Genomic DNA, 25,570 nt, shown 5'->3' with positions numbered 1-25,570 from the left:
CACCCGTCAGGTGAGCCCTCGGCGGGGCCCTCGGCGTGCCCCTCGGCGGGACCTCCGGGGGTCGGAGCGCGCCTCCCGGAACGTGACCGTCCGACCACGTACGGTCGCCGGATGTTCTCGGTGGCCTTCCTCGCCGAGCCCCTGCGGGTCGAGGTGCACCACCGGGACGGCTGGCACCGCGGCGTGCTGCTGGGCTGGCGGCACGACGCGGACGACGCCTGCTGGCTGCGCGTCAGCGCCGTCGTCGACGGGCTGAAGCAGTCCGCGTGGGTGCCGCTGGCCGCGGTCCGGCTGCCCGGGACCGCGCCCGCCGCGTCCGCCCCGCCGCGCCTGGTCCGGCACGGCGACCGGGACGCGCCCGCCCGGACTCCGGCGCTGCCCCGGCCGCGGCCGTCGCTGCCGGCCGACCGCGTCGGGCGGCCGCTCCCGCCGGTCCCGGCCTGATCGTCCGCGCGCGGCTCAGCCGAGGCGCGCGGCGGTCGCCGCGGCCGGAACGGCCGGCAGCAGCGGCTCGTCGTCCCGTCCGGCGGCGTCGGCTCAGCCGGCGAGCAGGCGCGGCGCGGCCCCGATCACGCCGCCGGGGCCGCGATCTCCCGCACGACGGCCCGGGCGGCCGCCCGGCCCTCGGGGGCCGGCACGAGCGGGTACACGTGCACCGCTCCCCGGCAGACGGTGACCTCCACCGGGGCGCCCTCCGCCCGCGCCCGGTCCCGCAGCGCGAGCGCGTCGGGCAGGCAGATCTCGGCGGTGCCGACGTACACGTGCACCGGCGCCAACCCGGTCAGCGGGCCGTTGCCCGGGCTCAGCCGCGGGTCGGTCGGGTCGTCCCCGCCGGCCCAGGCGGCCGCCGCGACGCGCAGCCCGGCGCTGCACAACCACGGATCGCGCGCCTCCACCGCCGGCAGGTCGGGGTGGCCCAGCGTCAGGTCCAGCCACGGCGAGAGCAGCACCAGGCGCCGCGGCTGCGGCAGCCCGGCACCGGCCAGCGTCTGCGCGAGACCGAGGGCCAGCCCGCCGCCGGCGGAGTCGCCCGCGACGGTCACCGCCGCGGCGCCCACCTCCGCGACGAGGTCGCGGTAGACGGCGGTCACGAACGGATACGCCGCCCGGTACGTGTGCTCCGGCGCGAGGCCGTAGTGCGGCACCTCCACCCGCACGCCGGCGTCGGCCAGCCGGGAGACCAGCGCCCAGTGCTGCGGCGAGATCGCGCTCATGTAGGCGCCGCCGTGCAGGTAGACCGCCGCGCTGCGGGCCGGGCCGCCGCGCGGGGCGACGGTCGTGCACGGGAAGCCGCCGACCTCCCGCTGCCGGACGTCGTGCCGCCGGGTCAGCGCGGCCGGCGGGGCCGTGGACCCCTTCGGCGCCGCCAGGCGCCGCCGCGCCCGCTCGGGGGTCGCCAGCGCCCGCTTGCGGGTGAGCCGGAGGACGGCCGCGACCGCCCTCATCTGCAGGCTGGTCACGCGGTCCTCCCTCGACACCCGGGCGCCGGCCCGGGACGGCACAGGACCCCGGCACTCGATGAGTGCCGGGGTCCTGTGGTGGTAGCGGGGGCAGGATTCGAACCTGCGACCTCTGGGTTATGAGCCCAGCGAGCTACCGAGCTGCTCCACCCCGCGTCGGTGACTCCACTGTACACGCCCTGCCGGCCGCCGACCGGCGGGGCGGGAGTGCCCCTCGGCACACCCCGCCCCGCGCGGGCCGGTTCCCGGGATCAGCCCCCCGGCGTCGCCGAGGCCGCGGCGGCCTGCGCCGCCTGGTAGGCGTCCACCGCCACCTGCAGGTCCTCGAGTGCCTGGCCCTGGGCCGAGAAGTCGCCGCTGCGCTGCGCCTCGGCCAGCGCGCTCAGCGCCGCGTCGAGGTTGGCGACCGCCTGCTCCAGCTCCGGGGTGGAGCCGGTCCCGCCGGCCGGCGGCGGGGGCGCCTCGGTCGTCGGGGGCGCGGACGTCGTCGGGGGCGCCGACGTCGCGGGCGGCGTCTCGGTGTCGGGCTCGCTGCCCGCGTCCCCGCCGTCGGTGGCCACGTCGCCCGCCCCGGCGCCGAAGACCTGGTCCAGCGCGTCCGAGAGGGTGTCGGCGTAGCCGACCTGGTCGCCGTAGCTGACCAGCACCTTCCGCAGCAGCGGGAATGAGTTCTGCCCCGTGCCCTCGACGTACAGCGGTTGGACGTACAGCAGCCCGTCCTCGCCGATGGGCAGGGTCAGCAGGTTGCCGAACACCGGTTGCGAGTCGGCGCTGCGGAACAGGTTCAGGTCACGCGCGACCTCGTCGTTGGTGTTGAACGTGTCCTGCACCTGCTGCGGGCCGAGGAACGGCGTGTTCCCGGGCAACCGCAGGATCTGGATCTCACCGTAGGTGTCCGGGTCGCTGGAGGCGGAGATGAACGACGACAGGTTCTGCCGGCGGAACGCGTTGAGCGCGCTGGTCAGCTGGAACGTCGCGTCCTCGTCCCCGGGCCGCTGCGCCAGGATGTAGTACGGCGGCTGGGCGTCGTCCGTGTCGACCGTCGGGTCGGCCGGCACCTGCCAGCGGTCGTTGCCCTGGTAGAAGTCCTGCGGGTCCGACACGTGGTAGCGCGTGAGGATGTCCCGCTGCAGCTTGAACAGGTCCTCGGGGTAGCGCACGTGCTCGACCAGCTCGTCGGGCATCTCGTCGCGCGGCTGCACCACGCCCGGGAAGGCCTTCATGAACGTCTGCAGGACCGGGTCGTCGGTGTCCCACTCGTAGAGGGTCACGGTGCCGTCGTAGGCGTCGACGGTGGCCTTCACCGAGTTGCGGATGTAGTTGAACTGCTCGTCGGGCAGCGCCGTGCTGCCGGTGCCCGTCAGCGCGTCGGTGGCCGCCTCGCCCAGCTCCATGAACTCCGCGTACGGGTAGGAGTCCGACGTCGTGTAGCCGTCCAGCACCCAGGTGATCTCCCCGTCGATCACGGCCGGGTACGGGTCGCCGTCCACCTCGAGGAAGGGCGCTGCCTTCTCGACGCGGTCGCGCGGGTCGCGGACGTACAGCACGCGGGAGGCGTCGTTGACCGCCCCGGAGAGCAGGAAGTTGCGCTCCCGGTAGTAGATGGCGAACGTCAGCTGCCGGAAGAAGCTGCCGATCGACACCCCGCCGTCGCCGTCGTAGGTGTTGTTGATCTGCCCCTCGTCGGAGCCGTCCTCGGGCCGGTCGAACTCGCGCGGCTCCTCGCCCTCGGGCGCGCCGACGACGGAGTAGACGTCCTCGCCCTGGTCCTGCAGGAGCTCGCCGTAGTAGATGCGCGACTGGTCGACCTCGATGTTGCCGCGGGTCGGCAGGTCCAGGGTGGTGAAGTTCGGGACGCCGCCCTCCTGGCCGGCGGCCACCTCGACGACCTGGTTGGCCGGCGCGGCCACGAAGCCGTTGCCGTGGGTGTAGACGGTGTGCCGGTTGATCCAGCTCGACTGGTTCTCCGACAGGCTCTCGCTGTCCAGCTCGCGGACGGCGACCACGTAGTCCCGCGTCACCGGGTCGCCGGTCTGCGGGTCGGGCAGGGTGTACCGGTCGATGTCGAGCTTCTCCGGGAAGCCGTAGATGTTGCGGATCTGCTGGCGCGCGGTGAACGTCGCCGACAGCACGTTGGGGTCCAGCAGCCGGGCGTTGGGGATCGTCTCGCTGTCGGCGCGCAGCTCGGCCTGCGCCGCCTCGGTGTCGACCTCCTCGCCGGTGGCGCTCTGCGCGTAGTCGACGTAGTCGACGTCGCGCAGGTCGTAGGCGTCGCGGGTCGCCTCGATCGCCCGGGAGATGTAGTCGGCCTCGCGCTGGTCGGCGCTGGGCTTGACCACGAACTGCTGCACGATCGCCGGGTAGGCGACGCCGATGACCAGGCTGGACAGCAGGAGCAGCACCAGCGCCGCGGCCGGCAGCCGCAGGTTGCGGACGACGACGTTGGCGAAGAAGGCCAGGGCGCAGAAGGCCGCGGCGAACACCAGGATCGTCTTGGCCGGCAGCAGCGCGTTGACGTCGGTGTAGCTGGCGCCGGTGAACAGGTCACCGCGGTCGGAGTAGACCAGCCCGTACCGGTCCATCCAGTAGGCCAGCGCCTTGAGCAGCACGAACAGGCCCAGCAGCACCGACAGCTGCACCATCGCCGCCGAGGTGAGCTTCTGCCCCGGCGTCTGCAGCCGCAGCCCGCCGAACAGGTAGTGCGTCAGCAGCGACCCGATCAGCGCCAGCAGCACGATCGCGAAGCCGAAGCCGAGCAGCAGCCGGTAGAAGGGGTAGTCGAAGACGAAGAAGGACAGGTCCAGCCCGAACTCCGGGTCGGTCCGGCCGAAGTCGGTGGCGTTGCGGAAGGTCAGCCAGGTCTCCCAGCTGCCCTGCGCGGTGAAGCCGGCGAACAGGCCGACGACGACGGCGACCGCCGACAGCACCAGCGTGCGGCGCGGCTCCAGCGACTGCCGGTAGCGCTCGAGGTTCTGCTGCTCCAGCGACATCGGCCGGAACGTCGGCCGGAACCGGTAGGCGAGGTAGATCGCCAGCGCGGTCAGCCCGCCGGTGGCCACCCCGGCCACCGCGAAGAGCAGCGCGCGGGTCTGGAGCTCGGTCCAGAACACCTCGGTGTAGCCGGTCTCGTCGAACCACAGGTAGTCGACGTAGACGTTCGTCAGCGTCCCGATCGCGGTGAACAGCACCAGCAGGACGGCGATGGCCCCGATGACGATCTTGGCGCGCCGCGACAGCGTCGGCACGGACACGGGGGGCCGCATGGCCACGAGCGGTCTCCTTCAGTTGCGGTGGTGCGGGGGGCGTCCGGCGGCTGCGACCACCGGCTGCCCCGTCACCGGGCGTTCGACCGCGGGCGGTCGGGGCGGCGTCGGGAGGGGGTCGGCCGACCCGGCGCGGGCCCGGTCAACCCAGGACAACGCACGGGGCGGCCCGGGGTTCCCCGGCCGGGTCCAGCTTCCCCCACGGCGGGGCGCGGCGGTGCGGCGTACCGCCGGCGCACGGTCAGCACCCCGCCGGGGTGCGCCCGGCGCGGAGGTCGTCCAGCGCGTCCAGCGCGTCCTGCAGGTCGGCCACCCGGGCCATGGTCAGCCCCGGCTGCGGCGCGTCCAGCGCCTCCGCGCAGTTGTCGGCGGGCACGAGGAACAGCTCGGCGCCGATCTCGCGGGCGGCGACCATCTTGAGCTGGATGCCGCCGATCGGGCCGACCGTGCCGGCCGCGTCGATCGTGCCGGTGCCGGCGACGACCGCCCCCTCGGTCAGGTCGGTGTCGCCGACCAGGTCGAGGATGCCCAGGGTCAGCATCAGCCCGGCCGAGGGGCCGCCGACGTCGGCGACCTGGATGTCGACGTCGAACGGCGCCGAGGGCCGGTCGGCCACGAGGATGCCGAGCAGCGCGCCGCCGCGCTCCTCCGACGTCCCGGTGGTGATCTCCGCGGTCCCGGGCTCGCCGAGGCGGGTGTAGGCGACGGTCACCGTGCTGCCGCCCTCGATGCCGGTGAGCACCTCGTCCAGCGCGGCCGTGTCGGGTGTCGGCCGCCCGTCGACCGACTCGATGGCGTCGTTCTCCTCGAGCAGCCCCTCGGACGGGGAGTCGTCCCCGGACAGCCCCCGGACGACGACCTTGTCGCCGTAGCCCAGCTCGGTCAGCGCCGCCGCCTCGGCCCGCTCCTCGGAGGTGAGGAACGCCTGGCGGTTGGCCCGCTGGGTCTCCTCGCGGGTCTGGTCGGAGGGGTAGACCGACTCCTCGGGGACGATGCTGACCTCGTCGTCGAACCAGCCCTGCACGGCCTCCACCAGGCTCAGCCCGGCGCGGCTGACGCCGACGGTGGTCAGGTTGAGGTTGCCGCTGACGTCGTTGCGCTCCCGGCCCTCGACCGCGATCACCGGCTCGCCGTCGACCTCGCCCAGGGTGTTCAGCGTGGGGCCGGGCACCTGGGCGACGTAGGGCACCGGCACGGCCGCGCCCAGCACGCCCAGGACCAGGAGCAGCACCGTGCCCACTGCGAGCACGGCGATCCGTCGGGTCACGACCGGGCAGCTTAGGAGGCGGAGCTGGCAACCGCCGCGACGCGGGCCCGGCGCCGCCGCCCGCGGGCGGTGTCCGCTGCCGGCGTAGTCCGGGCCGGGTCCGACGCCGGTCCCCCGGAGATCACCGCGACTACCGTGGAGCCATGAGTGACGTGCCGTTCGGCTTCGGGCTCCCCGACCGCGACCCCGAGCGCCGGGACCAGCCCGGCCCGGGCAACGACCCCTTCGGGTTCGGTGCCCTCTTCGGCGGCGGCGCGGGCGCCGGCGCCGGGACGCCGCAGGAGTTCCTGGCGAAGATGCCGCTGTTCGCCGAGCTGCAGAAGCTCATGAGCTGGTCCGGCGGGCCGGTGAACTGGGACCTCGCCCGGCAGGGCGCGATCAGCGCCCTGGCCGCCGGCACCCAGCCGGTCTCCGACGCCGAGCGCACCGCGGTCACCGAGGCGCTGCGGCTGGCCGACCTGTGGCTGGACCCGGTGACCGACCTGCCGTCGGGCGTCGAGCGCACCCTCGCCTGGTCGCGCGTCGAGTGGGTGGAGCAGACGCTGCCGCAGTGGGCCACCCTGATCGACCCGCTCGCCGAGCGCGTCGTCGCCGCGATGACCGGCGCCCTCCCGCAGGAGGCCATGGCCATGGCCGGCCCGCTGGCCGGGATGATGGGCCAGGTCGGCGGCCTGATGTTCGGCGCCCAGGTCGGGCAGGCCTTCGGCCGGCTGGCCGGCGAGGTGCTCACCGGCACCGAGGTCGGCCTGCCGCTGGCCCCGGCCGGCGCGGCGGTCCTGGTCCCGCAGAACGTCGAGGAGTTCGCCTCCGGCCTGGACCGGCCGGCCGACGAGGTGCGGCTGTTCCTGGCCCTGCGCGAGGCCGCGTCGCTGCGGCTGTTCGCGCACGTGCCGTGGCTGCGCCAGCAGCTGCACGACGCCGTTCACGCCTACGCCCGCGGCATCAACGTCGACCGGGAGGCCATCGAGCGCGGGATCAGCGAGGCGATGGGGTCCGGCGGCATCGACCCGAACGACCCGGAGAGCCTGCAGCGGCTGCTGCCGATGCTGGAGCCGGAGGAGACGCCGGAGCAGCAGATGGCGCTGCGCCGGCTGGAGACGCTGCTCGCGCTCGTCGAGGGCTGGGTGGACGCCGTCGTGGCCGCGGCGGCCGGCGACCGACTGCCCGGGCACGGCGCCCTGGCGGAGACGATGCGCCGCCGCCGGGCCTCCGGCGGGCCGGCCGAGCAGACCTTCGCCACCCTGGTGGGGCTGCAGCTGCGGCCCCGCCGGCTGCGCGACGCCGCCACCGTGTGGGGCGCCATGGCCCAGCAGCACGGCACGGCCGCGCGCGACCGGCTCTGGTCCCACCCCGACCTGCTGCCGACGTCGGACGACCTCGACGAGCCGCTGGACTTCGTGGCCCGGCAGGGCGCCGACGACGAGCTGCGCGCCCTCACCGAGCAGCCCCCCACGGACGAGGACCGGCCCGAGCAGCAGTAGCCGCCGGCCCCCTGCAGGGGCCCGCCCCGGGCGCGCGAGGGGTGAGGGGCAGGGAGGGCTTCGTCTAGTCGACGTCGTCCTCGGAGGTGGCGGGCTCGCCGGCCTCGTGGCGGGCCAGCTCGACGCCCTCCAGGAAGCCGCGGGCCCGCTCCGCCCGGGGGTAGCCGGCGACCAGCGCCCAGAACCGGTCGTCGTGGCTGGGCTCGATCAGGTGCGCCAGCTCGTGCACGAGCACGTAGTCGACGACGTACTGCGGCATGCCCCGCAGCCGGCTGGACAGGCGGATGCTGCCGTCGGCCGGCGTGCACGACCCCCAGCGCCGGTTCTGGTTGTCGACCCACCGCACGCTGGTCGGCTGCGGCGCCCCGGCCAGGTGGGCCGCGGACAGCGCCCGCGCGTGCGCCAGGAGCTCCTCGTCGCCGCCGACCGAGCGGCGCCGCCGCTCCTCGCGGGTCTGCAGCTTGGCCACCATCTGCGCCACCCAGCGGCGCTCCTCGGCCGGCGTGAAGGCGGCCGGGATGAGGACCACGGTGCGGCCGGACTCCCGGTACGCCGTCACCGTGCGCCGCCGCCGCGCGCTGCGGCGCACCTCGACCGGACCGGTCGCGGGACGCGCCAGTTCCGACCCGGACGCGGGGACGGCGCGGACGGCCCGCGCGGCCGGCGGTCGGTCCGCCGGTCCGGGGGTGTTCGGGGTGTCGGGAGTCCTTCCGGGCACGAGAGCACCGTAGTTCCGGCGGCCGGGCGTCGCCGCTCCACGACACCCGCTCGGGTGCAGGTCCGCACGGACGGTGGACACCGCGTGCCCCCGTCCCGGGGACGTGCTCCACTGCGCGGCTTCCACACCCCCCGCGAGGCCGTTCCCGCAGGTGGGCCCGCAAGTCGGGGCCGGAGCAGGGGCGCGCCCGGCCGGCGCCGTCCCCCGGCCGCCCACAGCGACACGCCGCGGGCTCCCCAGCTCCTCCACAGCGTCGTCCACAGGCTGTGGGGAACCGGCCGGTCCCCCGGCGGCGGCGGCACCGCCGCGCCCCGGGGCGGGACCCGACCGGCGGGTAGCGTTCCTGCGCAGCGGCGCCCCGGACCGGGTGCCGGACCAGCCCAGCAGGAGGAGGAGCACCGTGGCGGAGAGCTACAACGGCTACTGCGTGAAGTGCAAGGAGAAGCGCGACTTCGACGGCGAGGTGAAGGTCAGCGAGTCCGGCCGCCGGATGGCCCAGGGCACGTGCCCGGTCTGCGGCACCAAGATGAACCGGATCCTCGGCAAGGCCTGAGGGAGGACCCCCTCGCCCCACCACTCGCGAGCTCGCGGTGGGCCCCTGCGAGGGGGCCATCGACGGCGGCGTCCCGCACGGCGGGCGCCGCCGTCGGCGTCCCCGGGGGCTGTGGACGACGGCGGCCCCGGCCCGTGCGCGGTGCGAGGCTGCGCCGCGTGTCCGACACCGCCCACCCCCTCCTGCCCCCGGCCACCCCGCTGCTGCGCCGGCCCGCCGACGCCGTCCAGGTGGGCGGGGTGGACACCGGCGACGGGCTGCTCCTGCGGCCCGGGGCGGCGGAGCTGACCGCCCTGCTGCGGGGCCTGGACGGCCGCCGTCCGCAGCGGGCGGTCGTGGCGGACGCGGCCGAGGCCGGCTTCGACCCGGCCGCCGTGACGGGCCTGCTGCACGGGCTGCGGGCCACCGGGCTGCTGGTCGACCTCGACCCCGCCGACCTGCTGGCGGCCGAGGCGGGCCCGGCCGCCGCGGCGCGCACCGCCGCCGAGCTGCCCGCGGGCGGCCCGGCCCGGTGGGCGGCCCGCCGCCGGGCGGCCGTGGTGGTGGAGGGGGCCACGCGGGTCGGGGTGCCGCTGGCCGCCGTCCTGGCCGCCAGCGGGGTCGGCCGGGTGAGCGTCCGCGACGGGGAGCTGACCGCGGCCGCGGACGCCGTCGTCGGGGGGCTGAGCGCCGGCGACGAGGGGCGGCCCCGGGCCCTGGCCGCCGCCGACGCCGTCCGCCGGGCCAGCCCGCTGGCCGACGTCCGCCCGCTGCCCGAGGGCGCGGCCCCCGACCTGGTGGTGCTGGCCCGGCCCTGGGCGGCCGCCGACCCGCTGGTGGCCGCGCTGCAGCGGGCCGGCACGGTGCACCTGGTGGCGACCGTCCGCGGGGAGACCGGCGTCGTCGGGCCGCTCGTGGTGCCCGGGCGCACCAGCTGCCTGGCCTGCGCCGACCTGCACCGCCGCGACGCCGACCCGTCCTGGCCGGCGCTGGCCGCCCAGCTCACCGCCGCGGAGGCGCTGCCCAGCGGCTCGACCGTCACCTGTCTGCTGACCGCCGTGACCGCGGCCCAGCAGGTGCTGGCCTACCTGGACCGCAGCGGGGCGCCGGCCGCCCTGGGCGCGACGGTCGAGCTGCGGCCCCCCGGGCTGGTGCCGGCCCGCCGGCGGTGGCCGGTGCACCCCGACTGCGGCTGCCTCGACGCCGCTCCGGCGGAGGCGCCCGCGACCCCAACGGGGGACTCGCGCGGACCCGCACTCGGCGTCCCGGACCCCGGACGGGGACAATGGTCCCCGGAGCGGCGCGCCGGCGGCCCCCTCCGCGACCACGACCTGCGAGCGCCGTGACCGACGAGCCTCAGCGAGGAGGACACGTGCCCGACAGCGAGCGGGGGATCCCGAGGGGCTCGATGGCCCGCACCGCCCGTCTGGCCTCCCTCCCCCTCGGCGCCGCCGGGCGCGCCACCCTGGGCATCGGCAAGCGGCTGTCGGGCCAGTCCTCGGAGGCCGTCACCGCGGAGCTGCAGCAGCGCACCGCCGAGCAGCTGTTCGCCGTCCTGGGCCAGCTCAAGGGCGGGGCGATGAAGCTGGGCCAGACGCTGTCGGTGTTCGAGGCCGCGGTGCCCGAGGAGGTCGCCGCCCCCTACCGCGAGGCGCTGACCAAGCTGCAGGAGGAGGCGCCGCCGATGCCGGTGCGCACCGTGCACGCGGTGCTCGCCCAGCAGCTCGGCGGCAAGTGGCGGGAGCGGTTCCGGCACTTCGACGACGCCCCCGCCGCCGCGGCCAGCATCGGCCAGGTGCACCGCGCCACCTGGCGGGACGGCCGGGACGTCGCGGTCAAGATCCAGTACCCGGGCGCGGCCACCGCGCTGATGGCCGACCTCAACCAGCTCGCCCGGTTCGCCCGCGTCTTCGCCGCGATGTTCCCCGGCATGGACGTCAAGCCGCTGATCGCCGAGCTCAAGGCCCGGGTCATCGAGGAGCTGGACTACGGGCTCGAGGCCGACGCGCAGCGGCAGTTCGCCGCGGCCTACGTCGGCGACCCGCGCATCGTCGTCCCGCGGGTGGTGGCCAGCGCGCCGAAGGTGATCGTCTCGGAGTGGCTCGACGGGATCCCGCTGTCGAAGATCATCGCCGACGGGTCCCGGGAGGAGCGGGACCGGGCCGGCCTGCTCATGGCCGAGCTGCACTTCTCCGGCCCGCAGCGCGCCGGCCTGCTGCACGCCGATCCGCACCCGGGCAACTTCCGGCTCACCCGCGACGGCCGGCTCGGGGTCATCGACTTCGGCGCCACGGCCCGGCTGCCCGACGGGCACCCCGAGCCGATCGGCCGGCTGCTGCGCTGGGCGCTGGCCGGCCGGGCGGAGGACGTCCTGGTCGACCTGCGCGCCGAGGGGTTCGTCCGCACCGGCATCGAGGTCGACGCCGAGGGTGTCCTGGACTACCTGCGGCCGCTGCTGGCGCCGATCGAGACGCACTCCTTCCACTTCACCCGCGCCTGGATGCAGGAGCAGGCCGCGCGGGTCGCCGACCCGCGCAACGAGGCCAGCCGGCTGGGCCGCCAGCTCAACCTGCCCCCGGCCTACCTGCTCATCCACCGGGTGACGATCGGCTCCATCGGGGTGCTCTGCCAGCTCGACTCGGCGGGCGACTTCCGGTCGGTGCTGGAGGAGTGGCTCCCCGGCTTCACCGCCTGAGCCCCGCCCGCTCCCCGGACACGGCGAGGCCGGCCCCGGGACGCACCGGGAAGCGTCCGGGACCGGCCTCGGTCGGGTGCGGGGTCTCCCCCGCGGTTCCTGCTCGTCGGCAGTCCGCCGTCAGCGGACGGCGGCGCTGGCGCGCGCGGCACGCAGCCGCGCGTACTCGGCACGCCGCGCCCAGCGGCGGGCCGCCCGCAGCCGGCGCGTGCGGGATGCGGTGTCGGCCTGCGACCGCAGCTCCGCGAGCCGGTGGCACGCGAGGTCGTACTCGTATCCGTACATCTGGATCGCCTCGTTCCGGAGGGCGACCGCCCTCGACAGGGTCGGTCGCTGTGCTGGTCGGGTGGTGCCGGTGGGGGTGGGGGCCGGACGGCCCGGGTCGGTGGCCGGGCCGTCCGGAGCCGGGCCGCCGCTCATGCCGCGACGACCTTGCGGGGGCGTCCCCGCGGCCGCTTGCGGGCGATGACCGTGCCGCGCTCGAAGATCTCGCCGCCCCACACGCCCCACGGCTCGCCGCGGGACAGGGCGCCGGCCAGGCAGGCGTCGCGCACCGGGCAGCCGGCGCAGAGCGCCTTGGCCATCTCCAGCTGCTCGGGTCGCTCGGCGAACCACAGGTCGCGGTCCTCCTCGCGGCACGGCAGCGGCCGCCGCACCGGCGCCGGGGCCAGGGGCGCCTGCGGGTGCCGGGGGGTGGCGCCGCCGGTCCGGGGGAGCCCGGGTCGGCGGTGGGACGTCGGGCGGGTAAGGGTCGACTGCACTGCCGCTCCTCCTCGTACTCGTCGTCTGCGGCCGGCGGGTTCGCCGACCGGATGTCGGGCCGGGTGCCGCAAAAAGACGAAGGCCGCGGATCCCGGGATTCGGGTTCCGCGGCCTCGAGGAGGTCCGGTGAGCGCTAGCTCAGCGGCCTGCCCGGGGATCGGATCCCGAGGGGGGTGTTCTGGATGTCGAAGGCGAGGTGCTTCTCGTCGGCTGCGGTGCCGGCGCCGAACGGCATGCCGCCGGTGAGGGCGCGCAGGCGGGCCGAGGGCACACGGGTCCCGTACAGCGGGGCCGGGACGGCAGCGGGCGGCGTCGCGACGGACGGGACGCAGGCGCTGACGGCGGGAGCCGGACGCGCGACGAGGACCCCGGCGACGGAGGCGGGGGCGGTCGTCCAGGTCATGTCGATCATCTGTGCCACCCCTCCTCCCGGGGACGCGGTGCGGCCGTGGTCGGCGGCACCGGAGCTTGGTGCGGCCCGAGGTCGTCCCCGGGCGCGATCAGGACAGTAGGGGCCGCCGCGGAAGGCGGTCAACGCAATTAACGGGCGCGTCCTCCGGACGCGGGACAGCGTCCCCACCGGCCGTCATGTCGGAACGATGTGTCGACCGTCACTCGCTGACCGTGGCCAGCACGTCCTCGCCGTAGAGCTCGAGCTTGCGCGCCCCGATGCCGGGCAGCCCGGCCAGCTCGCGCAGCGTCGCCGGCCGGGTCTCGGCGATGGCCTGCAACGTCGCGTCGGGGAAGACGACGTAGGCGGGGACGGACGCCGCCTGCGCCGCAGAGCTCCGCCAGGCGCGCAGCCGCTCGAACAGCTCCCCGGCCTCCCCCTCGAGCACGACCTTGGCCTTCTTCGGCCGGCGCGCCGGCACGGGCGCGGCGGCGTCGGGCGCCAGCCCGTCGAGGAAGCGGCTGCGGGGGCGGCTGCGCCGCGCGCCGGGGTTGCGGGCCAGCGACCAGGAGAGGGTCAGCTGCTCCCGCGCCCGGGTGACGGCGACGTAGAGCAGCCGGCGCTCCTCCTCCACGGCGTCGGGCCGGGCGAGCGACTGGGCGATGGGGACGACGCCGTCGACCAGTCCCACGACGAAGACCGCGTCCCACTCCAGGCCCTTGGCGGCGTGCATCGAGGCGAGCGTGACCCCCTGCACGGTCGGCGCGTGCTGCGCGTCGGCGCGCTGCGCCAGGTGCGCCACGAAACCGGCCAGGTCGAGCGCGGGGTTCTCGGCGACCAGGTCGACGGCGAGGTCGACCAGCGCCGACAGCGACTGCCAGCGGTCCCGGGCGGCGCCGCCGGCCGGCGGCCGGTGCTCGACCCAGCCGGTGGAGGCGAGCACGTCGCGGACGGTCGGCACCAGCGCGCCCGGCTCGCTGCCCCCGGCGGCGGCGCCGCGCAGCAGCAGCACCGCCTCGCGGACCTCGGGTCGCTCGAAGAACCGCTCGCCGCCCTTGAGCACGTACGGGACGCCGACGTCGGTCAGCGCGTTCTCGTAGACCTCGGACTGGGCGTTGATCCGGAAGAGCACCGCGATCTCCGCCGCGGGCGTGCCGGCGTCGATCAGCGCGCGGCACGCGGCGGCCACGGCGGCGGCCTCGGCCGGCTCGTCGGGGTGCTCGACGAAGCGGGGCGCGGGGCCCTCGGCGCGCTGCCCCAGCAGCCGCAGCCCGGGCAGGCCCTTGCGCTTCGGGGCCTGGCCGATCAGCTTGTTGGCCAGCGCCACGACCTGCGGCGTGGACCGGTAGTCCCGCTCGAGCTTGACGACCTCCGCGTCGGGATAGCGGTCGGCGAAGCCGAGCAGGTAGTCGGGGTCGGCGCCGGTGAACGAGTAGATCGTCTGGTTCGGGTCGCCCACCACGCAGACGTCGGCGCGGCCGCCGAGCCAGGCGTCCAGCAGCCGCTGCTGCAGCGGGTTGACGTCCTGGTACTCGTCGACGACGAAGTGTCGGTACTGGGCGCGGACCTGCCGGGCGACCTGCTGGTGCTCCTCCAGCGCGTAGGCCGTCACCAGCAGCAGGTCCTCGAAGTCCAGCGCGCCGTCCCGCTGCTTGGCCGCCTCGTAGGAGGCGTAGACCTGCGCGACGGCGGCGGCCTCGAACGGCGGCTCCCGGCCCGCGGCCGCCGCCTTCGCCGGGTAGTCCTCCGGCGTGGCCAGCGTGGTCTTGGCCCACTCGATCTCGCTGGCGAGGTCGCGCAGGCTCGTCCGGTCGGTGGTGAGCCGGGCGCGGGCCGCGGCGTTGCCGACCACCCGCAGCTTGTTCTCGACGAGCGGGGGCAGCGGCCCGCCGAGTACCTGCGGGGCGAAGTAGCGCAGCTGGCGCATCGCCGCGGCGTGGAAGGTGCGCGCCTGCACGCCGCCGACGCCCAGGGAGGCCAGCCGGGTGCGCAGCTCGCCGGCCGCGCGGGCGGTGAAGGTCACGGCCAGCACCGCCTCCGGGGTGAAGGCGCCGACGTGCACGCCGTACGCGATGCGGTGGGTGATGGTGCGGGTCTTGCCCGTGCCGGCACCGGCCAGGATGCAGACCGGCCCGCTCACCGCCGAGGCCGCCGCCCGCTGCTCGTCGTCCAGCCCGGCGAGCACCGCCTCGCCACCCCGCTCCCCTGCGCTCACCCCTCGATCCTCCCAGCCCGGTCCGACGACACCGGGGAAGCATCCACACCCCGCCGGTGTTGGCGGGGAGGACGACGGGACCGCGCGGTCCCGCATCGACAGCCCCGACCGACCGCCCCTGGGAGGACCGCCCGTATGAGCGCCGCCACCGCCGCCGTGACCATGTACACCACCACCTGGTGCGGCTACTGCAACCGGCTCAAGAAGCTCATGCAGCGCGAGGGCATCGAGTTCGCCGAGGTCGACATCGAGGTGACCGAGGGCGCGGCCGACGTCGTGATGGCCGCCAACGGTGGCAACCGGACCGTCCCGACCCTCGTCTTCGCCGACGGCGTGGCGCTCACCAACCCCAGCCTCGACCAGGTCAAGGCCCAGCTCGCGCAGCTGCCCGGCGCCTGACACCGCCCGTGCCGCGCCGGGGGGGTGCCCCGAGCGCACCCGGGGACGGTGCATCATCGACGTCCGAGCGGACCGCGACGGGCGGTCCCGCGCCCGGTCCGCCCCCGGTCCGCGTCGGAGGTCGTCACGTGAGCAACCGCCCCGAGCACGCCGGTCCTGCGCCCGGCTGCCCGGACGGCGAGGCAGCTCCCGTCCCCCCGGTCATGGTCGCGCGCACCGCGCGCGGGTGGTCGGTGGTCGCCGCCGGGGCCGCCTCCGACGTCGGCGACCTCCTCGAGGGGCTCTCCCTGGCCGACCTGCTCGCCGAGGCCGCCGGCGCGGCGCCCGAGCCCGACCGCACCGCCCGGCGCGCCGCCCGCGGCCCGGCGGCGGCCGACCCGGCGCCCGAGGCCGACCCGCGCGACGCGCGGCTGGCCGCCCTGGAGCGCACCGTCGCCCAGCTCGAGCACGCCCTGGCCGCCCGGGTGGCCACGGAGCGGGCGATCGGCGTCCTCGCCGAGCGGCACCGCACCAGCCCGCGCTCGGCGTTCGAGCTGCTGCGCGGGCAGGCCCGCAGCAGCGGCCGGCCGGTGCACGAGCTCGCCCGCGCCGTGCTGGCCGAGCTCGACGAGCACCCGGCCGTCCCGCTGACCACCGGGCACGCGACGCCCGCGACGCCCGCCGAGGCCCAAGGCGGCGCCGGGGCGCCGCAGCCGCCGGCCCCGCGGGTGCCCGGCGCGCGACGGACCCGCACCCGCTCGGGCGCCGTCGTCGCGGCGGATGGCCGCTCCTGACCGGCCCCGAACCGCTCACCCCCGAGGGGCTCGCCGCCCGGCTGGCCGAGCTGCTGGCCGGGCTGCCGCCGGAGCCCGGGGCCACCGCGCTGCGGGTGGCCGTCGACGGCCCCGACGTCGCCGCGCCCGCCGCGCTGGCCGGCGCCGTGGCCGAGCGGCTGCCCGTGCTGGGCCGGCCCGCGGTCGTCGTCCCGGCGCCGGGCTTCTACCGGCCGGCGTCCCTGCGGCTGGAGCACGGCCGCACCGACCCCGACGCCCGGTACACCGACTGGCTGGACACCGGCGCGCTGGCCCGCGAGGTGCTCGACCCGCTCGGGCCCGGCGGCAGCGGCGAGTACCTGCCGGTGCTGTGGGACCTCGAGCGCGACCGGGCGGCCCGGGCGCCGCGCCGGCCGCTGCCCCCCGGCGGGGTGGTGCTCGTCGCGGGCGCGCTGCTGCAGGGGCTGGGCCTGGCCTTCGACGCCGTCGTCCACCTGCGGGTGGCCCCGGCGGCCCGGCGGCGGCGGACGCCGGCGGAGGACGCGTGGCAGCTGCCGGCGTTCGACCGCTACGACGACGAGGTCGACCCGGCGGCGCTGGCCGACGCGGTGGTGCTGGCCGACTCCCCCGACCACCCCGCCCTGGTGCTGCAGGGCCGGTTCGCCTAGCGCCCGGCCCGGCCCGGCCACGATCAGGGGACCTGATCGTGGAGCGTCCTCCCTCACGGTGGACGGTGGGGGAGGACGCGCTGCGGTGAGGGAGGACGGCGGCGCCGGCTAGATCTCGCCGGCCACCCAGCGGTCGATGATGTTCCGCGCGATCGACACCGGCGGCGGGAGCGCGCGCGGGCCCTCCCCCGAGCGCAGCTCGTCGCGGGTGAACCAGCGGGCCTCCTCGATCTCGGTCGGGTCGAGCCGCAGGGTCGGGTCGCCGTCGACGCGGGCGACGAAGCCCAGCATCAGCGACTGCGGGAACGGCCAGGGCTGGCTGGCGACGTAGCGGACGTCGGTCACCTGCACGCCGACCTCCTCGAAGACCTCGCGCGCCACGGCGCCCTCGGCCGACTCCCCCGGCTCGACGAAGCCGGCGAGGATCGAGAACCGGCCCGGCGGCCAGACCGCCTGGCGGCCGAGCACGCAGCGGTCGCCGCCGTCGTGCACGAGCATGATCACCGCGGGGTCGGTGCGCGGGAACAGCTCCGCGCCGGTGACCGGGTCCCGCTGCACCCAGCCGGCCTTCTCCACGGTCGTCGGCGCGCCCGACAGCGGGCTGAACCGGGCGCGCGCGTGCCACTCGAGGATGCCGATGGCCTGGGCGAGCAGCCCGGCGTCGAGGTCGTCGAGGTCGGCGCCGAGCTCGCGCAGGTCGTGCCAGCCGTCGACGTCCCGGCCGTCCCCCGCCTGTCCCCGCTCGCCGCGGACGGCGGCGTAGGGCACGCCACCGGCCTCGCCGAGGTAGACCGCGCCCGGCGGCAGGGCCGGCTGCTCGTCCCACACCAGCCGGGGACCGGCGGCGTTGCGGTGCACCGGGACGGCGCCGCGCGGGTCCACGGTGAGCACCCGGACCGGGCGGCCGCCCGCGGGGTCGGCCAGCGCCCGGGACAGGTGGGCGCGGTCGTGCGCGGACCGGGAGAGGACGGGGACGAACCCGGTGGTCGACCGGGTGTCGTCCCCCCAGGCGTCCGGCGGCGGGTTGTCCGCCGGGCCGCTGCCGCCCGCGGGGACGCTCATGCCTCGTCCGCCGCCTGCTCCGCCGCCGCGGTGACCTCAACGGCGCCCAGGGCGCGCAGCGGCTCGGCGATCTGGCCCGCGTCGCCGACGACGACCGCGGTGAGGGCGTCGGGCGCCAGGTACCGGCGGGCGGCCTCGCGCACCTCCTCGACGGTGACGGCGGCCAGGGCGCGCTGGTGGTCGGCCAGCCACTCGGGGGCCAGCCCCGCGCCCAGCAGCGCCGAGACGGTGCTGGCCAGGCCGGCCTGGGTGGCGGTGGACAGCGCCATGCTGCCGAGCACGTACCGGCGGGCGCCGTCCAGCTCGGCCTCGGTCACGGGCAGCAGCGCCATCCGGCCGAGCTCGTAGACGGTCTCGAGGAACGCCGGGCCGGTGACCTCGGTGGCGACGTCGGCCTCGACGAGGAACGACGACGCGGCGGCGAGGTGGTCCACGGAGCTGCGCGGGCTGTAGGTGTAGCCGCGCCGCTCGCGGATGTTCTCCACCAGGCGCGAGGAGAAGTACCCGCCGAAGACCATGTTGGCCAGCCGGACGGCGGGCAGGTCGGGGTCGGTGCGGCGCGGCGCCGTGCCGCCGAGGCGGACGTTGGACTGCACGGCGCCGGGCCGGTCGACCACCTGCAGGGCGCCGTGCCGCTGCTCGGTGACGGCGGGGGCGGTCACCGCGCTGCCCTCGCCGGTCCAGCCGGCCAGCGCGCCGGCGGCGGCGTCGATGGCGGCGGCGGGCTCCAGGTCGCCGACGAGCACCAGCGTGCTGCCGGCGGGGACCACCCGCTCGCGGTGCAGCTTGCGCAGCGCCGTGGCGCGGACCAGCGCCACCAGCTCGGGGGCGGGCAGCTGCAGCGCGTAGGGATGCGCGCCGTAGCGCCGCTCGGCCAGCGCCGTGCGGGCGATGACGCCGGGCTGCGAGCGGGCGATGGCGATCCGCTCGGCCACCCGCGCGCGCTCGGCCTCCACCTGCCCGTTGGGGTAGGTGGCCGAGGTCAGCAGCTCGGCCAGGACGCCGAGGACCGGCGCCAGCCCCTCGGTGAGCAGCGTGGTGGAGAACAGCACCCGGTCGGGGTCGGTGGACACCGACAGCTCGCCGCCGTGGGTCTGCACCAGCTGGGCGATCTCGGTCTGGTCGTGCCGCTCGGTCCCGAGCAGTACGGCGCCGGAGAGCACCGAGGCCCGGGCGGCGTGCTGGGCGGCGGCGCGGGAGGTGCCGGCGGCGAAGGGCACGCGCAGCCGCAGCTCGACCAGCGGCACGCCGGGCCGCGGCACGACGACGACGCGCAGGCCGTTGGGCAGCGTCTGCTCGGTGACCGCGAGCTCGGGCTGCGGGCGGGGCTCCCCCAGCGGCGGGACGAGGGCCAGGTCGAGCACCGAGGCGGTCATCGCCGTCCTCCCGTGGCCTGCAGCTCCAGGACCGCGACGGTGCCGGGATCGAGGCCCTTCGCGGCGGCCTGCACCTGCTCGGGGCCGACCGCGGCGAGGCGGGCCGCGAGCTCACCGGCCAGCTCGGCGCGGCCGTGCACCAGCTCGGCCGCGGCGAAGCCGAGGGTGCGGCCCAGCACGCTGTCGGCCTGGCGCAGCAGCTGCGCCTCGGCGCGGGCCTGCACCCGGGCCAGCTCCTCGGGCTCGACGCCCTGCGCGGCCACCCGGCCGATCTCGTCGTGCACGGCGGCGACGACGGCGTCCACCGGGACGGCGGCCGGGTGGTGCACCTGGGTCGTCAGCAGCGTGGCGTCGCGGACGTCGAAGGGGTCGCCGAACAGCCCGACGTAGCTGCTCTGGGCCACGGCGAGCTGGTCGTCGTGCACCAGCCGGCGCTCCAGCCGGGAGGCGTCGCCCTCGCTGAGCAGCTCGGCCAGCAGCACGGTCCCGAGGTAGGTGTCGAGGTCGCCGACGGGGTCGGGCACCCGCCAGCCCAGGGCGACGGCGGGGGCCGGCGCCAGCCGGTCCTCGACCACCGCGGAGCGGACCGTGGTCGGCGACGGCTCCCCGGTGTGCGCGGTCGGGGGCACGTCGCGGGCCTGGACGGCGCCGAACCAGCGCTGCACCAGCCGCTCGGTCTCGGCCACGTCGAGGTCGCCGCCGACGCACAGGACGGCGTTGCCCGGCGCGTAGTACTTGTCGAAGAAGTCCGCGGCGTCCTCGACCGTGGAGGACTCCAGGTCGACGAACGACCCGTAGCCGTCGTGGGTGTTGGCGAAGCTCTCGAACGCGACCGGCGGCAGCTGCAGCCAGGGGAAGGCGCCGTAGGGCCGGTTGAGCACGTTGACCCGGATCTCCTCCTTGACCACGTCGATCTGGTTGCGGAGGTTCTCCGCGGTGATCGCCGGGGAGGCCATCCGGTCGGCCTCGAGGAACAGCGCCCGCTCCAGCGCCTCGGAGGGCAGCGCCTCGTAGTAGTTGGTGTAGTCCTGGTGCGTCGACCCGTTGAAGGTGCCGCCGGCGGCCTGGACCAGCCGGGCGTGCTCCATCTTCGGGACGTGCGCGGACCCCTGGAACATCAGGTGCTCGAAGAGGTGGGCGAATCCGGTGCGGCCCTCGGGCTCGTTGCGCATCCCGACGTCGTAGAAGACGGTCACGGCCACGACCGGCACGCTGCGGTCGGGCGCCAGGACGACCCGCAGGCCGTTGTCGAGGCGGAAGCGCTCCACCGGGTGCCGGATGGTCAGGTCGGCCCCAGCTGCTGTCACGCCCCGACCCTATGCCTCTGCGGTCCTCCGGACCGCACCGCGGCCAGGTGCCGCCCCCCGGTGCCGCGGAGCCGCTGCCCGTGTCCCGGTCGGGCTGCCCTCCGGGCCCCCGCGACCGCGCCACCCCGGCTCCGCGCCCCTCGAGCTGCGAGAGACCCGTGCCGTGCCCCATCGGCGACGACCGCGACTCGTCAGGACCTCACAACACATCCACTGACGCGATGACCTGGTCGATGACGCCGTAGAGCTCGGCGTGGGTGTTGGGGATCGACAGGTACAGCAGGGCCGGCTGGGCGCGGCCGACGTCGATCAGGAGCAGCGCCGCGCGCTCCCCGGTGGCCTCGTAGCCCTCGACGTCCCAGCTGAGCTGGAACTCGATGAGGTGGGCGGGGGCGCCGTCGACGGTGAGCTCCTCGTCGCGCCGGACCTCCTGCTCGTTGGGCGCCGGATAGTAGTTCACCCGCGCGCTGTCCACGACCTGCTGCAGGGTGACGCCCAGGCTGCCCGGCCCGGCGTAGCCGAACTCCGGGGAGAGCGGGCCGGAGGTGCACTGGGCGATGAAGTCGCCGCCGGAGGGGACGAGTTCCTGGGTGACGAAGTACTGGCCGGCGGTCTCGGTGGTCTCGGTCATCGGGAACAGGTCGTACTCGTACCAGCCGTCGCCGAGGTAGGGATAGGCGATGCCGGCGGCCTCGTCGATGATCCGCACGGTGCCGGGCGGGAACGCGTTGCCGCTCGGGCCCGCGGGGTCGTCGGTCGCCACGGCCTGCCCGGTGCCTCCGCCGTCCCCGCGGCCGACCAGCAGCGCCAGGACGACGACGAGCACCAGCGCGAGCGCGCCGAGGCCGAGCCCCCACGCCAGGCCGCCGCGGCGGGGCGGTCGCGTGCCGCCCTGCGGGCGCCAGGCCGGCTCGGCGGGGACCGGCGGCCGGGCGGGAGCGAGCGTCGGGGCGGCCTGCACCGCGACCCCGGGGCCGGCCGGCGTGGTGACGTCGGACCAGCTCAGGCCGTTCCACCAGCGCACCATGCCGGGCGCGCCGTCGGGGTCGGGGTACCAGCCCGCGGGCGCGGAGGGCTCGCCGGGTCCGGTCACGCCGTCAGGGTAGGGCGTCAGATGCCCCGGTCGGCGGCGCCTCCCCACCAGGTCGCCAGCTCGTCGACGCCGTCCACCCCGCCGTCCCGGACCCGGACCTCCCCCAGCACGCCGAGGTCGTCCCAGGCCCAGACGAGCACCGCGTCGTTGGTCGCCTCGTCCACGAAGCACGCCACCGTGCCGTGGTCGACGTCCTCGACGTCGGTGACGGCGTAGCGGCCCTCGGGGCTGTCGGTGTCCCCGCAGTCGCTGACCAGCCCGAGCTCGGGGAGCCCGGCGGCCACGTCCTCCAGCGCGGCCGCGGCGCCGTCGTCCGCGTACAGCGTGTAGGTGCCCTCCGGCAGCGCCGCGTCCGGCGAGCCGTCGGGGCAGGAGAGCAGGCGCAGCTCGCCGTCCCCGGGCTCCCCGGCGGTGCACTCATCGGTGGTCACGTCGCCGGGCAGCGCGAGGCCCAGCAGCCGGTCGGCGGTGGCGGTCAGGTCGTCGCCGGTCGCGTCGGACCGCCGGTCGAGGACGACGACGAGGACGGCGAGGGCGACCGCGGCCGCCGTGAGCAGCCCGACCAGCACCCACGGCAGCGGGCTGCGCCGCCGCGCGCCGCGCCGCCGCGGGCCGCGTGTCGCCGGCGCGACGCCGCCCACCACCGTGGGCCCGGCGCCGGCGAGGGACTGCCGCCGGGTCGCCGGGCGGTCGCCGTCCCCGGGCAGCGGGGCGACGGCGGTCCGCCTGCCGTCCGGCCGCGGGACCGGCACCCCGCTGTCGGCCAGCGCCTCGCGGGCCGCGGCGGCCATCCGACCGGCGGTCGCCCAGCGCCGGTCGCGGTCCTTGGCCAGGCCGCGCAGGACGACGGTGTCCAGCGCCGGCGGCAGCCCCGGGCGGACCGCCGAGGGCGCGGGCGGCTCCTCGTGCAGGTGCGCGTACATCAGCCCCATCGGGTCGCCCGGGGTGAAGGGGCGGCGGCCGGTGAGCAGTTCGAACAGCACGCAGGCCAGCGAGTACACGTCGGCCCGGCCGTCGAGCGCGTCGCCGGTGAACCGCTCGGGCGCCATGTAGTCGGTGCTGCCGACGGCCAGCCCGGTGCCGGTCAGGCCGGGCCCGGTGCCGTCGCCGTCGGCGACCCGGGCGATGCCGAAGTCGGCGAGGTAGGCGAAGTCCTCGCCGGGCGCGGAGGCGGCCAGGTCACCGCCGTCCGCGCGGCCGACGAGCAGCACGTTGGACGGCTTGACGTCGCGGTGCACCAGCCCGCCGGCGTGCGCGGCGTCGAGGGCGCGGGCCACCTGGCCGACCACGTCGACCGCGCGGGCCGGCGCCAGCGGGCCGGAGCGGGCCAGCAGCGAGCCGAGGTCCTCCCCCTCGACCAGCCGCATGTCCAGGAAGAGCTGCCCGTCGATCTCGCCGTACCGGTGGATGGGGACGACGTGCGGCTCGTTGAGCCGCGCCGCGATCCGCGCCTCCCGGCGGAACCGCTCGCGGTAGTGCTCGTCGGCGGCCCACTGCGCGGGCAGGAGCTTGAGGGCGACGTCCCGCTGGTGCTCGGCGTCGTGGGCGCGCAGCACCTGGCCCATGCCGCCGTGGCCGAGGACGCCGAGGACGCGGTACGGGCCGAAGGTCCAGCCCTCCTGCCCCTCGCTCACCGGCGGGCGGCCGCGGCGAGCTCCCGCCACAGGTGCGCCGCGGCCTCGGCGCCCCGGTACAGCATCGGCAGCAGCACCCGCTCGTTCGGCGAGTGGATGCGGTCGGTCGGCAGGCCGGCGCCGAGGAACAGCAGCGGCGCGCCGAGGACGTCGACCAGGTCGGCCTCGGGGCCGCTGCCGCCCTCGCGGGTGAACAGCACCGACCCGGGGTCGGTGTCGAAGGCCTGCGCGATGGCGGCCAGCAGCGCGCTCATCGCCGGGGAGTCGAGGTCGCTGGCACACGGCGACACGCCGCCGGGCGGGGTGTGCACCTCGGCCTCGATGCCCGCGGGCAGGTGCTGCTCGACCCAGGCGCGGACCTGCGCGGCGACGTCCTCGGGGCGCTGGTCGGCGACCAGCCGGAAGGTCAGCTTGGCGTGCGCCTCGGCCGGGATGATCGTCTTGTGCCCGGGGCCGGTGTAGCCGCCCCACATGCCGTTGACCTCGGCGGTCGGGCGGGCGCCGATCCGTTCCAGGGTGCTGTAGCCGGCCTCGCCGGCGGTCGCGCGGGAGGCGGCGGGGCCGGCCAGCCACGCCTGCTCGTCGAACGGCACCCGGGCCATGAGCTCGCGCTCGCGGTCGGACAGCGGCCGGACGGCGTCGTAGAAGCCGGGCAGCGTGACCCGGCCCTGCTCGTCGTGCAGCGCGGCGATCAGCTCGGCCATCGCGTGCAGCGGGTTGGGGACGCCGCCGCCGAAGGAGCCCGAGTGCAGGTCCACGGCCGGCCCTCGGAGGGTGATCTCGGCGTCGGCCAGGCCGCGCATGCCGACGACGGCGCTGGGCACGTCCGGGGCGACCATGCCGGTGTCGCTGACGACGACGACGTCGCAGGCCAGCCGGTCGGCCCGCTCCCGCAGCAGGGCGGCGAAGTGCGGCGAGCCCGACTCCTCCTCGCCCTCGACCAGCAGCTTCACGGTGACCGCGGGGGTGTCCCGGCCGGTGGCGGCCAGGTGCGCGCGGATCCCCAGCAGGTGGAAGGCGACGTTGCCCTTGTCGTCGATCGCGCCGCGGGCGTGCAGCTCCTCCCCGTCGGCACCCTCCACGAGGGTGGGCAGGAACGGCGGGTGCGCCCACAGCTCGACCGGGTCGACCGGCTGCACGTCGTGGTGGCCGTAGACCAGCGCGACCGGGGCGCCGGCGTCGGCCGAGGGCCACTCCGCGTAGACCGCCGGCGCACCGGGGGTCGGCCAGATCTCCACGACGGGGAACCCGGTACGGCGCAGCGCGGCGGCCAGCCACTCGGCGCTGCGCGCGACCTCCGGCGCGTGCGCCGGGTCGGCCGAGATCGAGGGGATGCGCAGCCACGCGTCGAGGTCGTCGAAGAGGTCGTCGAGGTGCGCGTGCACGAACGCGCGCTCCGGGCTGGTCACGCCTGCGACGGTAACGGGGTCGGGCCCCGCGGACCGAGGACGCCGCCGGTGGCCCGTACCCGGCGGCATCGGACGCGGTCCGGCGAGCTCGTCGTGCAGGACTCCTCCTGGGCGTCGTGCGGGGGCGTCGTCCCGGGACCGGCCACCCCGGTGTCCGGGATGACCGTTCCCGGGCCGACGCCTCGCGGGGTGGCGGCGGCACTAGCGTTCGGCCATGACCACAGCCCTGGAACGCGTGGACGTCGGCGACCTGACCTTCGACGTCCGGGCCGACGGCCCCGAGGACGGGCGGCCGGTGCTGCTGCTGCACGGCTTCCCCGAGACCTCCCTGTCGTGGGCCGCGGTCACCCCGCTGCTCACGTCGGCGGGGCTGCGCACCTACGCCGTCGACCAGCTCGGCTACTCCCCCGGCGCCCGCCCGGCCGAGGTCGACGCCTACGCGATGACGAACCTCGCGCAGGTCACCGCCGACCTGATGACCGCGCTCGACGCGCCGGTCGCCGACGTGGTGGGGCACGACTGGGGCGCCAACGCGGCGTGGGCGCTGGCCGCCTGGCACGGCGACCGGGTGCGGTCGCTGACCGCGGTGTCGGTGCCGCACCCGTCGGCGTTCACCGCGGCCTGGCGCGGCGACCCGGAGCAGCAGGAGCGCTCGGCCTACATCCGGCTGTTCTGGCAGCCGGGCAAGGCCGAGGAGGTGCTGCTGGAGGACGACGGCCGCCGGCTGCGCCGGATGTTCGGCGGCACGGTGCCCGAGGAGGCCGTCGACGAGTACGTGGCGGTGCTGTCGGCGCCGGGGGCGCTGACCGCGGCGCTGAACTGGTACCGGGCGATGAGCTCGTCGACGCCCGTGGACGACGTCGCCGTCCCCACGACGTACGTGTGGAGCGACGGCGACACGGCGATCGGCCGGACCGCCGCGGAGGGCTGCGCCGCGCACGTGACCGCCGACTACCGGTTCGTGGAGCTGCCCGGGGTCAGCCACTGGATCCCCGAGGAGGCGCCGGAGGCGCTGGCCCGCGCGATCCTGGACCGCGTCGCGTCGAGCTGACCGTGCCGCCGGGCCGGCGCCCGGCCGGTGACGCC

At 76.6% G+C, this 25,570-nt stretch carries 23 protein-coding genes and 1 tRNA gene; 9 read left to right on the top strand and 15 right to left on the bottom strand.

Going from position 1 to position 25,570, the window contains the following annotated elements; genetic code table 11:
- Positions 1 to 111: 111 nt before the first annotated feature.
- Positions 112 to 444: a hypothetical protein gene (locus ACI79F_RS07990; RefSeq protein WP_456544549.1), complete on the top strand. Its 333-nt coding sequence runs from the start codon at positions 112 to 114 to the stop codon at positions 442 to 444.
- A gap of 125 nt (positions 445 to 569) precedes the next feature.
- Here the strand turns inward: ACI79F_RS07990 and ACI79F_RS07985 are convergent, their stop codons facing one another.
- From ACI79F_RS07985 to ACI79F_RS07970, 4 genes are all read right to left on the bottom strand, one after another.
- Complete coding sequence (locus tag ACI79F_RS07985) at positions 570 to 1,460, bottom strand: alpha/beta hydrolase fold domain-containing protein (RefSeq protein ID WP_456544550.1); 891 nt, start codon at positions 1,458 to 1,460, stop codon at positions 570 to 572.
- Positions 1,461 to 1,539: 79 nt separating this feature from the next.
- Positions 1,540 to 1,616, bottom strand: a tRNA-Met gene (locus ACI79F_RS07980).
- A gap of 95 nt (positions 1,617 to 1,711) precedes the next feature.
- Positions 1,712 to 4,723, bottom strand: a complete 3,012-nt coding sequence (locus tag ACI79F_RS07975) for a UPF0182 family membrane protein (RefSeq protein ID WP_456544624.1) — start codon at positions 4,721 to 4,723, stop codon at positions 1,712 to 1,714.
- 241 nt (positions 4,724 to 4,964) lie between these two features.
- A complete protein-coding gene (locus tag ACI79F_RS07970) occupies positions 4,965 to 5,990 on the bottom strand; it encodes a YlbL family protein (protein ID WP_456544551.1) in 1,026 nt (341 codons plus the stop codon).
- 143 nt (positions 5,991 to 6,133) lie between these two features.
- Here ACI79F_RS07970 and ACI79F_RS07965 point away from each other — a divergent pair, with 143 nt between their 5' ends.
- Complete coding sequence (locus tag ACI79F_RS07965; RefSeq protein WP_456544552.1) at positions 6,134 to 7,471, top strand: zinc-dependent metalloprotease; 1,338 nt, start codon at positions 6,134 to 6,136, stop codon at positions 7,469 to 7,471.
- Between the two features lie 64 nt (positions 7,472 to 7,535).
- Here ACI79F_RS07965 and ACI79F_RS07960 read toward each other — a convergent pair whose 3' ends face one another.
- Complete coding sequence (locus ACI79F_RS07960; protein WP_456544553.1) at positions 7,536 to 8,060, bottom strand: M48 metallopeptidase family protein; 525 nt, start codon at positions 8,058 to 8,060, stop codon at positions 7,536 to 7,538.
- A 529-nt stretch (positions 8,061 to 8,589) separates the two neighbouring features.
- Between ACI79F_RS07960 and ACI79F_RS07955 the strand changes: the two genes are divergently transcribed.
- From ACI79F_RS07955 to ACI79F_RS07945, 3 genes are all read left to right on the top strand, one after another.
- Positions 8,590 to 8,742, top strand: a complete 153-nt coding sequence (locus ACI79F_RS07955; RefSeq protein ID WP_012950213.1) for a DUF5679 domain-containing protein — start codon at positions 8,590 to 8,592, stop codon at positions 8,740 to 8,742.
- Positions 8,743 to 8,900: 158 nt separating this feature from the next.
- Complete coding sequence (locus ACI79F_RS07950; RefSeq protein ID WP_456544554.1) at positions 8,901 to 10,067, top strand: ThiF family adenylyltransferase; 1,167 nt, start codon at positions 8,901 to 8,903, stop codon at positions 10,065 to 10,067.
- Between the two features lie 26 nt (positions 10,068 to 10,093).
- Positions 10,094 to 11,416, top strand: coding sequence for an ABC1 kinase family protein (locus tag ACI79F_RS07945; protein WP_456544555.1), 1,323 nt, complete (start codon positions 10,094 to 10,096; stop codon positions 11,414 to 11,416).
- Between the two features lie 120 nt (positions 11,417 to 11,536).
- On the opposite strand, the gene ACI79F_RS07940 is transcribed toward ACI79F_RS07945, so the two are convergent.
- The 4 genes from ACI79F_RS07940 to ACI79F_RS07925 all read right to left on the bottom strand — a co-directional run bounded on the left by ACI79F_RS07940 (position 11,537) and on the right by ACI79F_RS07925 (position 14,784).
- Complete coding sequence (locus ACI79F_RS07940) at positions 11,537 to 11,701, bottom strand: hypothetical protein (protein ID WP_456544556.1); 165 nt, start codon at positions 11,699 to 11,701, stop codon at positions 11,537 to 11,539.
- A gap of 131 nt (positions 11,702 to 11,832) precedes the next feature.
- Positions 11,833 to 12,177, bottom strand: coding sequence for a WhiB family transcriptional regulator (locus ACI79F_RS07935; RefSeq protein ID WP_456544557.1), 345 nt, complete (start codon positions 12,175 to 12,177; stop codon positions 11,833 to 11,835).
- Between the two features lie 134 nt (positions 12,178 to 12,311).
- Complete coding sequence (locus ACI79F_RS07930) at positions 12,312 to 12,590, bottom strand: hypothetical protein (protein WP_456544558.1); 279 nt, start codon at positions 12,588 to 12,590, stop codon at positions 12,312 to 12,314.
- Positions 12,591 to 12,789: 199 nt separating this feature from the next.
- Positions 12,790 to 14,784: an ATP-dependent helicase gene (locus tag ACI79F_RS07925; protein ID WP_456544559.1), complete on the bottom strand. Its 1,995-nt coding sequence runs from the start codon at positions 14,782 to 14,784 to the stop codon at positions 12,790 to 12,792.
- Between the two features lie 135 nt (positions 14,785 to 14,919).
- Between ACI79F_RS07925 and ACI79F_RS07920 the strand changes: the two genes are divergently transcribed.
- The 3 genes from ACI79F_RS07920 to ACI79F_RS07910 all read left to right on the top strand — a co-directional run bounded on the left by ACI79F_RS07920 (position 14,920) and on the right by ACI79F_RS07910 (position 16,603).
- Positions 14,920 to 15,183 (top strand): mycoredoxin, encoded by a 264-nt coding sequence (locus ACI79F_RS07920; protein WP_456544560.1) that lies wholly within the window; start codon positions 14,920 to 14,922, stop codon positions 15,181 to 15,183.
- A 128-nt stretch (positions 15,184 to 15,311) separates the two neighbouring features.
- Positions 15,312 to 15,956 carry an ANTAR domain-containing protein gene (locus ACI79F_RS07915; RefSeq protein WP_456544561.1) on the top strand — a complete coding sequence of 215 codons (645 nt, stop codon included), beginning with the start codon at positions 15,312 to 15,314 and terminating at the stop codon, positions 15,954 to 15,956.
- Positions 15,957 to 16,051: 95 nt separating this feature from the next.
- On the top strand, positions 16,052 to 16,603 hold the full coding sequence (locus ACI79F_RS07910) for a uridine kinase (RefSeq protein WP_456544562.1): 552 nt from the start codon (positions 16,052 to 16,054) through the stop codon (positions 16,601 to 16,603).
- A 108-nt stretch (positions 16,604 to 16,711) separates the two neighbouring features.
- On the opposite strand, the gene nudC is transcribed toward ACI79F_RS07910, so the two are convergent.
- The 6 genes from nudC to ACI79F_RS07880 all read right to left on the bottom strand — a co-directional run bounded on the left by nudC (position 16,712) and on the right by ACI79F_RS07880 (position 24,484).
- Positions 16,712 to 17,665, bottom strand: a complete 954-nt coding sequence (gene nudC, locus ACI79F_RS07905) for an NAD(+) diphosphatase (RefSeq protein WP_456544563.1) — start codon at positions 17,663 to 17,665, stop codon at positions 16,712 to 16,714.
- Positions 17,662 to 19,041, bottom strand: coding sequence for a M16 family metallopeptidase (locus ACI79F_RS07900; RefSeq protein WP_456544564.1), 1,380 nt, complete (start codon positions 19,039 to 19,041; stop codon positions 17,662 to 17,664). Before ACI79F_RS07900 ends, nudC begins: the two co-directional genes overlap by 4 nt.
- Entirely contained in the window at positions 19,038 to 20,348 is a 1,311-nt protein-coding gene (locus tag ACI79F_RS07895; RefSeq protein ID WP_456544565.1) for a M16 family metallopeptidase, read from the bottom strand. The genes ACI79F_RS07900 and ACI79F_RS07895 overlap by 4 nt, the downstream gene beginning before the upstream one ends.
- A 199-nt stretch (positions 20,349 to 20,547) precedes the next feature.
- A complete protein-coding gene (locus tag ACI79F_RS07890; RefSeq protein ID WP_456544566.1) occupies positions 20,548 to 21,441 on the bottom strand; it encodes a DUF2510 domain-containing protein in 894 nt (297 codons plus the stop codon).
- Between the two features lie 17 nt (positions 21,442 to 21,458).
- On the bottom strand, positions 21,459 to 23,075 hold the full coding sequence (locus tag ACI79F_RS07885; protein ID WP_456544567.1) for a serine/threonine-protein kinase: 1,617 nt from the start codon (positions 23,073 to 23,075) through the stop codon (positions 21,459 to 21,461).
- Positions 23,072 to 24,484: a M20/M25/M40 family metallo-hydrolase gene (locus tag ACI79F_RS07880; protein ID WP_456544568.1), complete on the bottom strand. Its 1,413-nt coding sequence runs from the start codon at positions 24,482 to 24,484 to the stop codon at positions 23,072 to 23,074. The genes ACI79F_RS07885 and ACI79F_RS07880 overlap by 4 nt, the downstream gene beginning before the upstream one ends.
- Positions 24,485 to 24,698: 214 nt before the next feature.
- On the opposite strand from ACI79F_RS07880, the gene ACI79F_RS07875 reads away from it, so the two are divergent.
- Positions 24,699 to 25,535 carry an alpha/beta fold hydrolase gene (locus tag ACI79F_RS07875; protein WP_456544569.1) on the top strand — a complete coding sequence of 279 codons (837 nt, stop codon included), beginning with the start codon at positions 24,699 to 24,701 and terminating at the stop codon, positions 25,533 to 25,535.
- Positions 25,536 to 25,570: the final 35 nt, after the last annotated feature.

The sequence above is a fragment of the Blastococcus sp. SYSU D00868 genome (assembly GCF_054050575.1).
The sequence above is the reverse complement of the archived record's forward strand: the minus strand, read 5'-3'. Positions and strand labels throughout refer to the sequence as shown.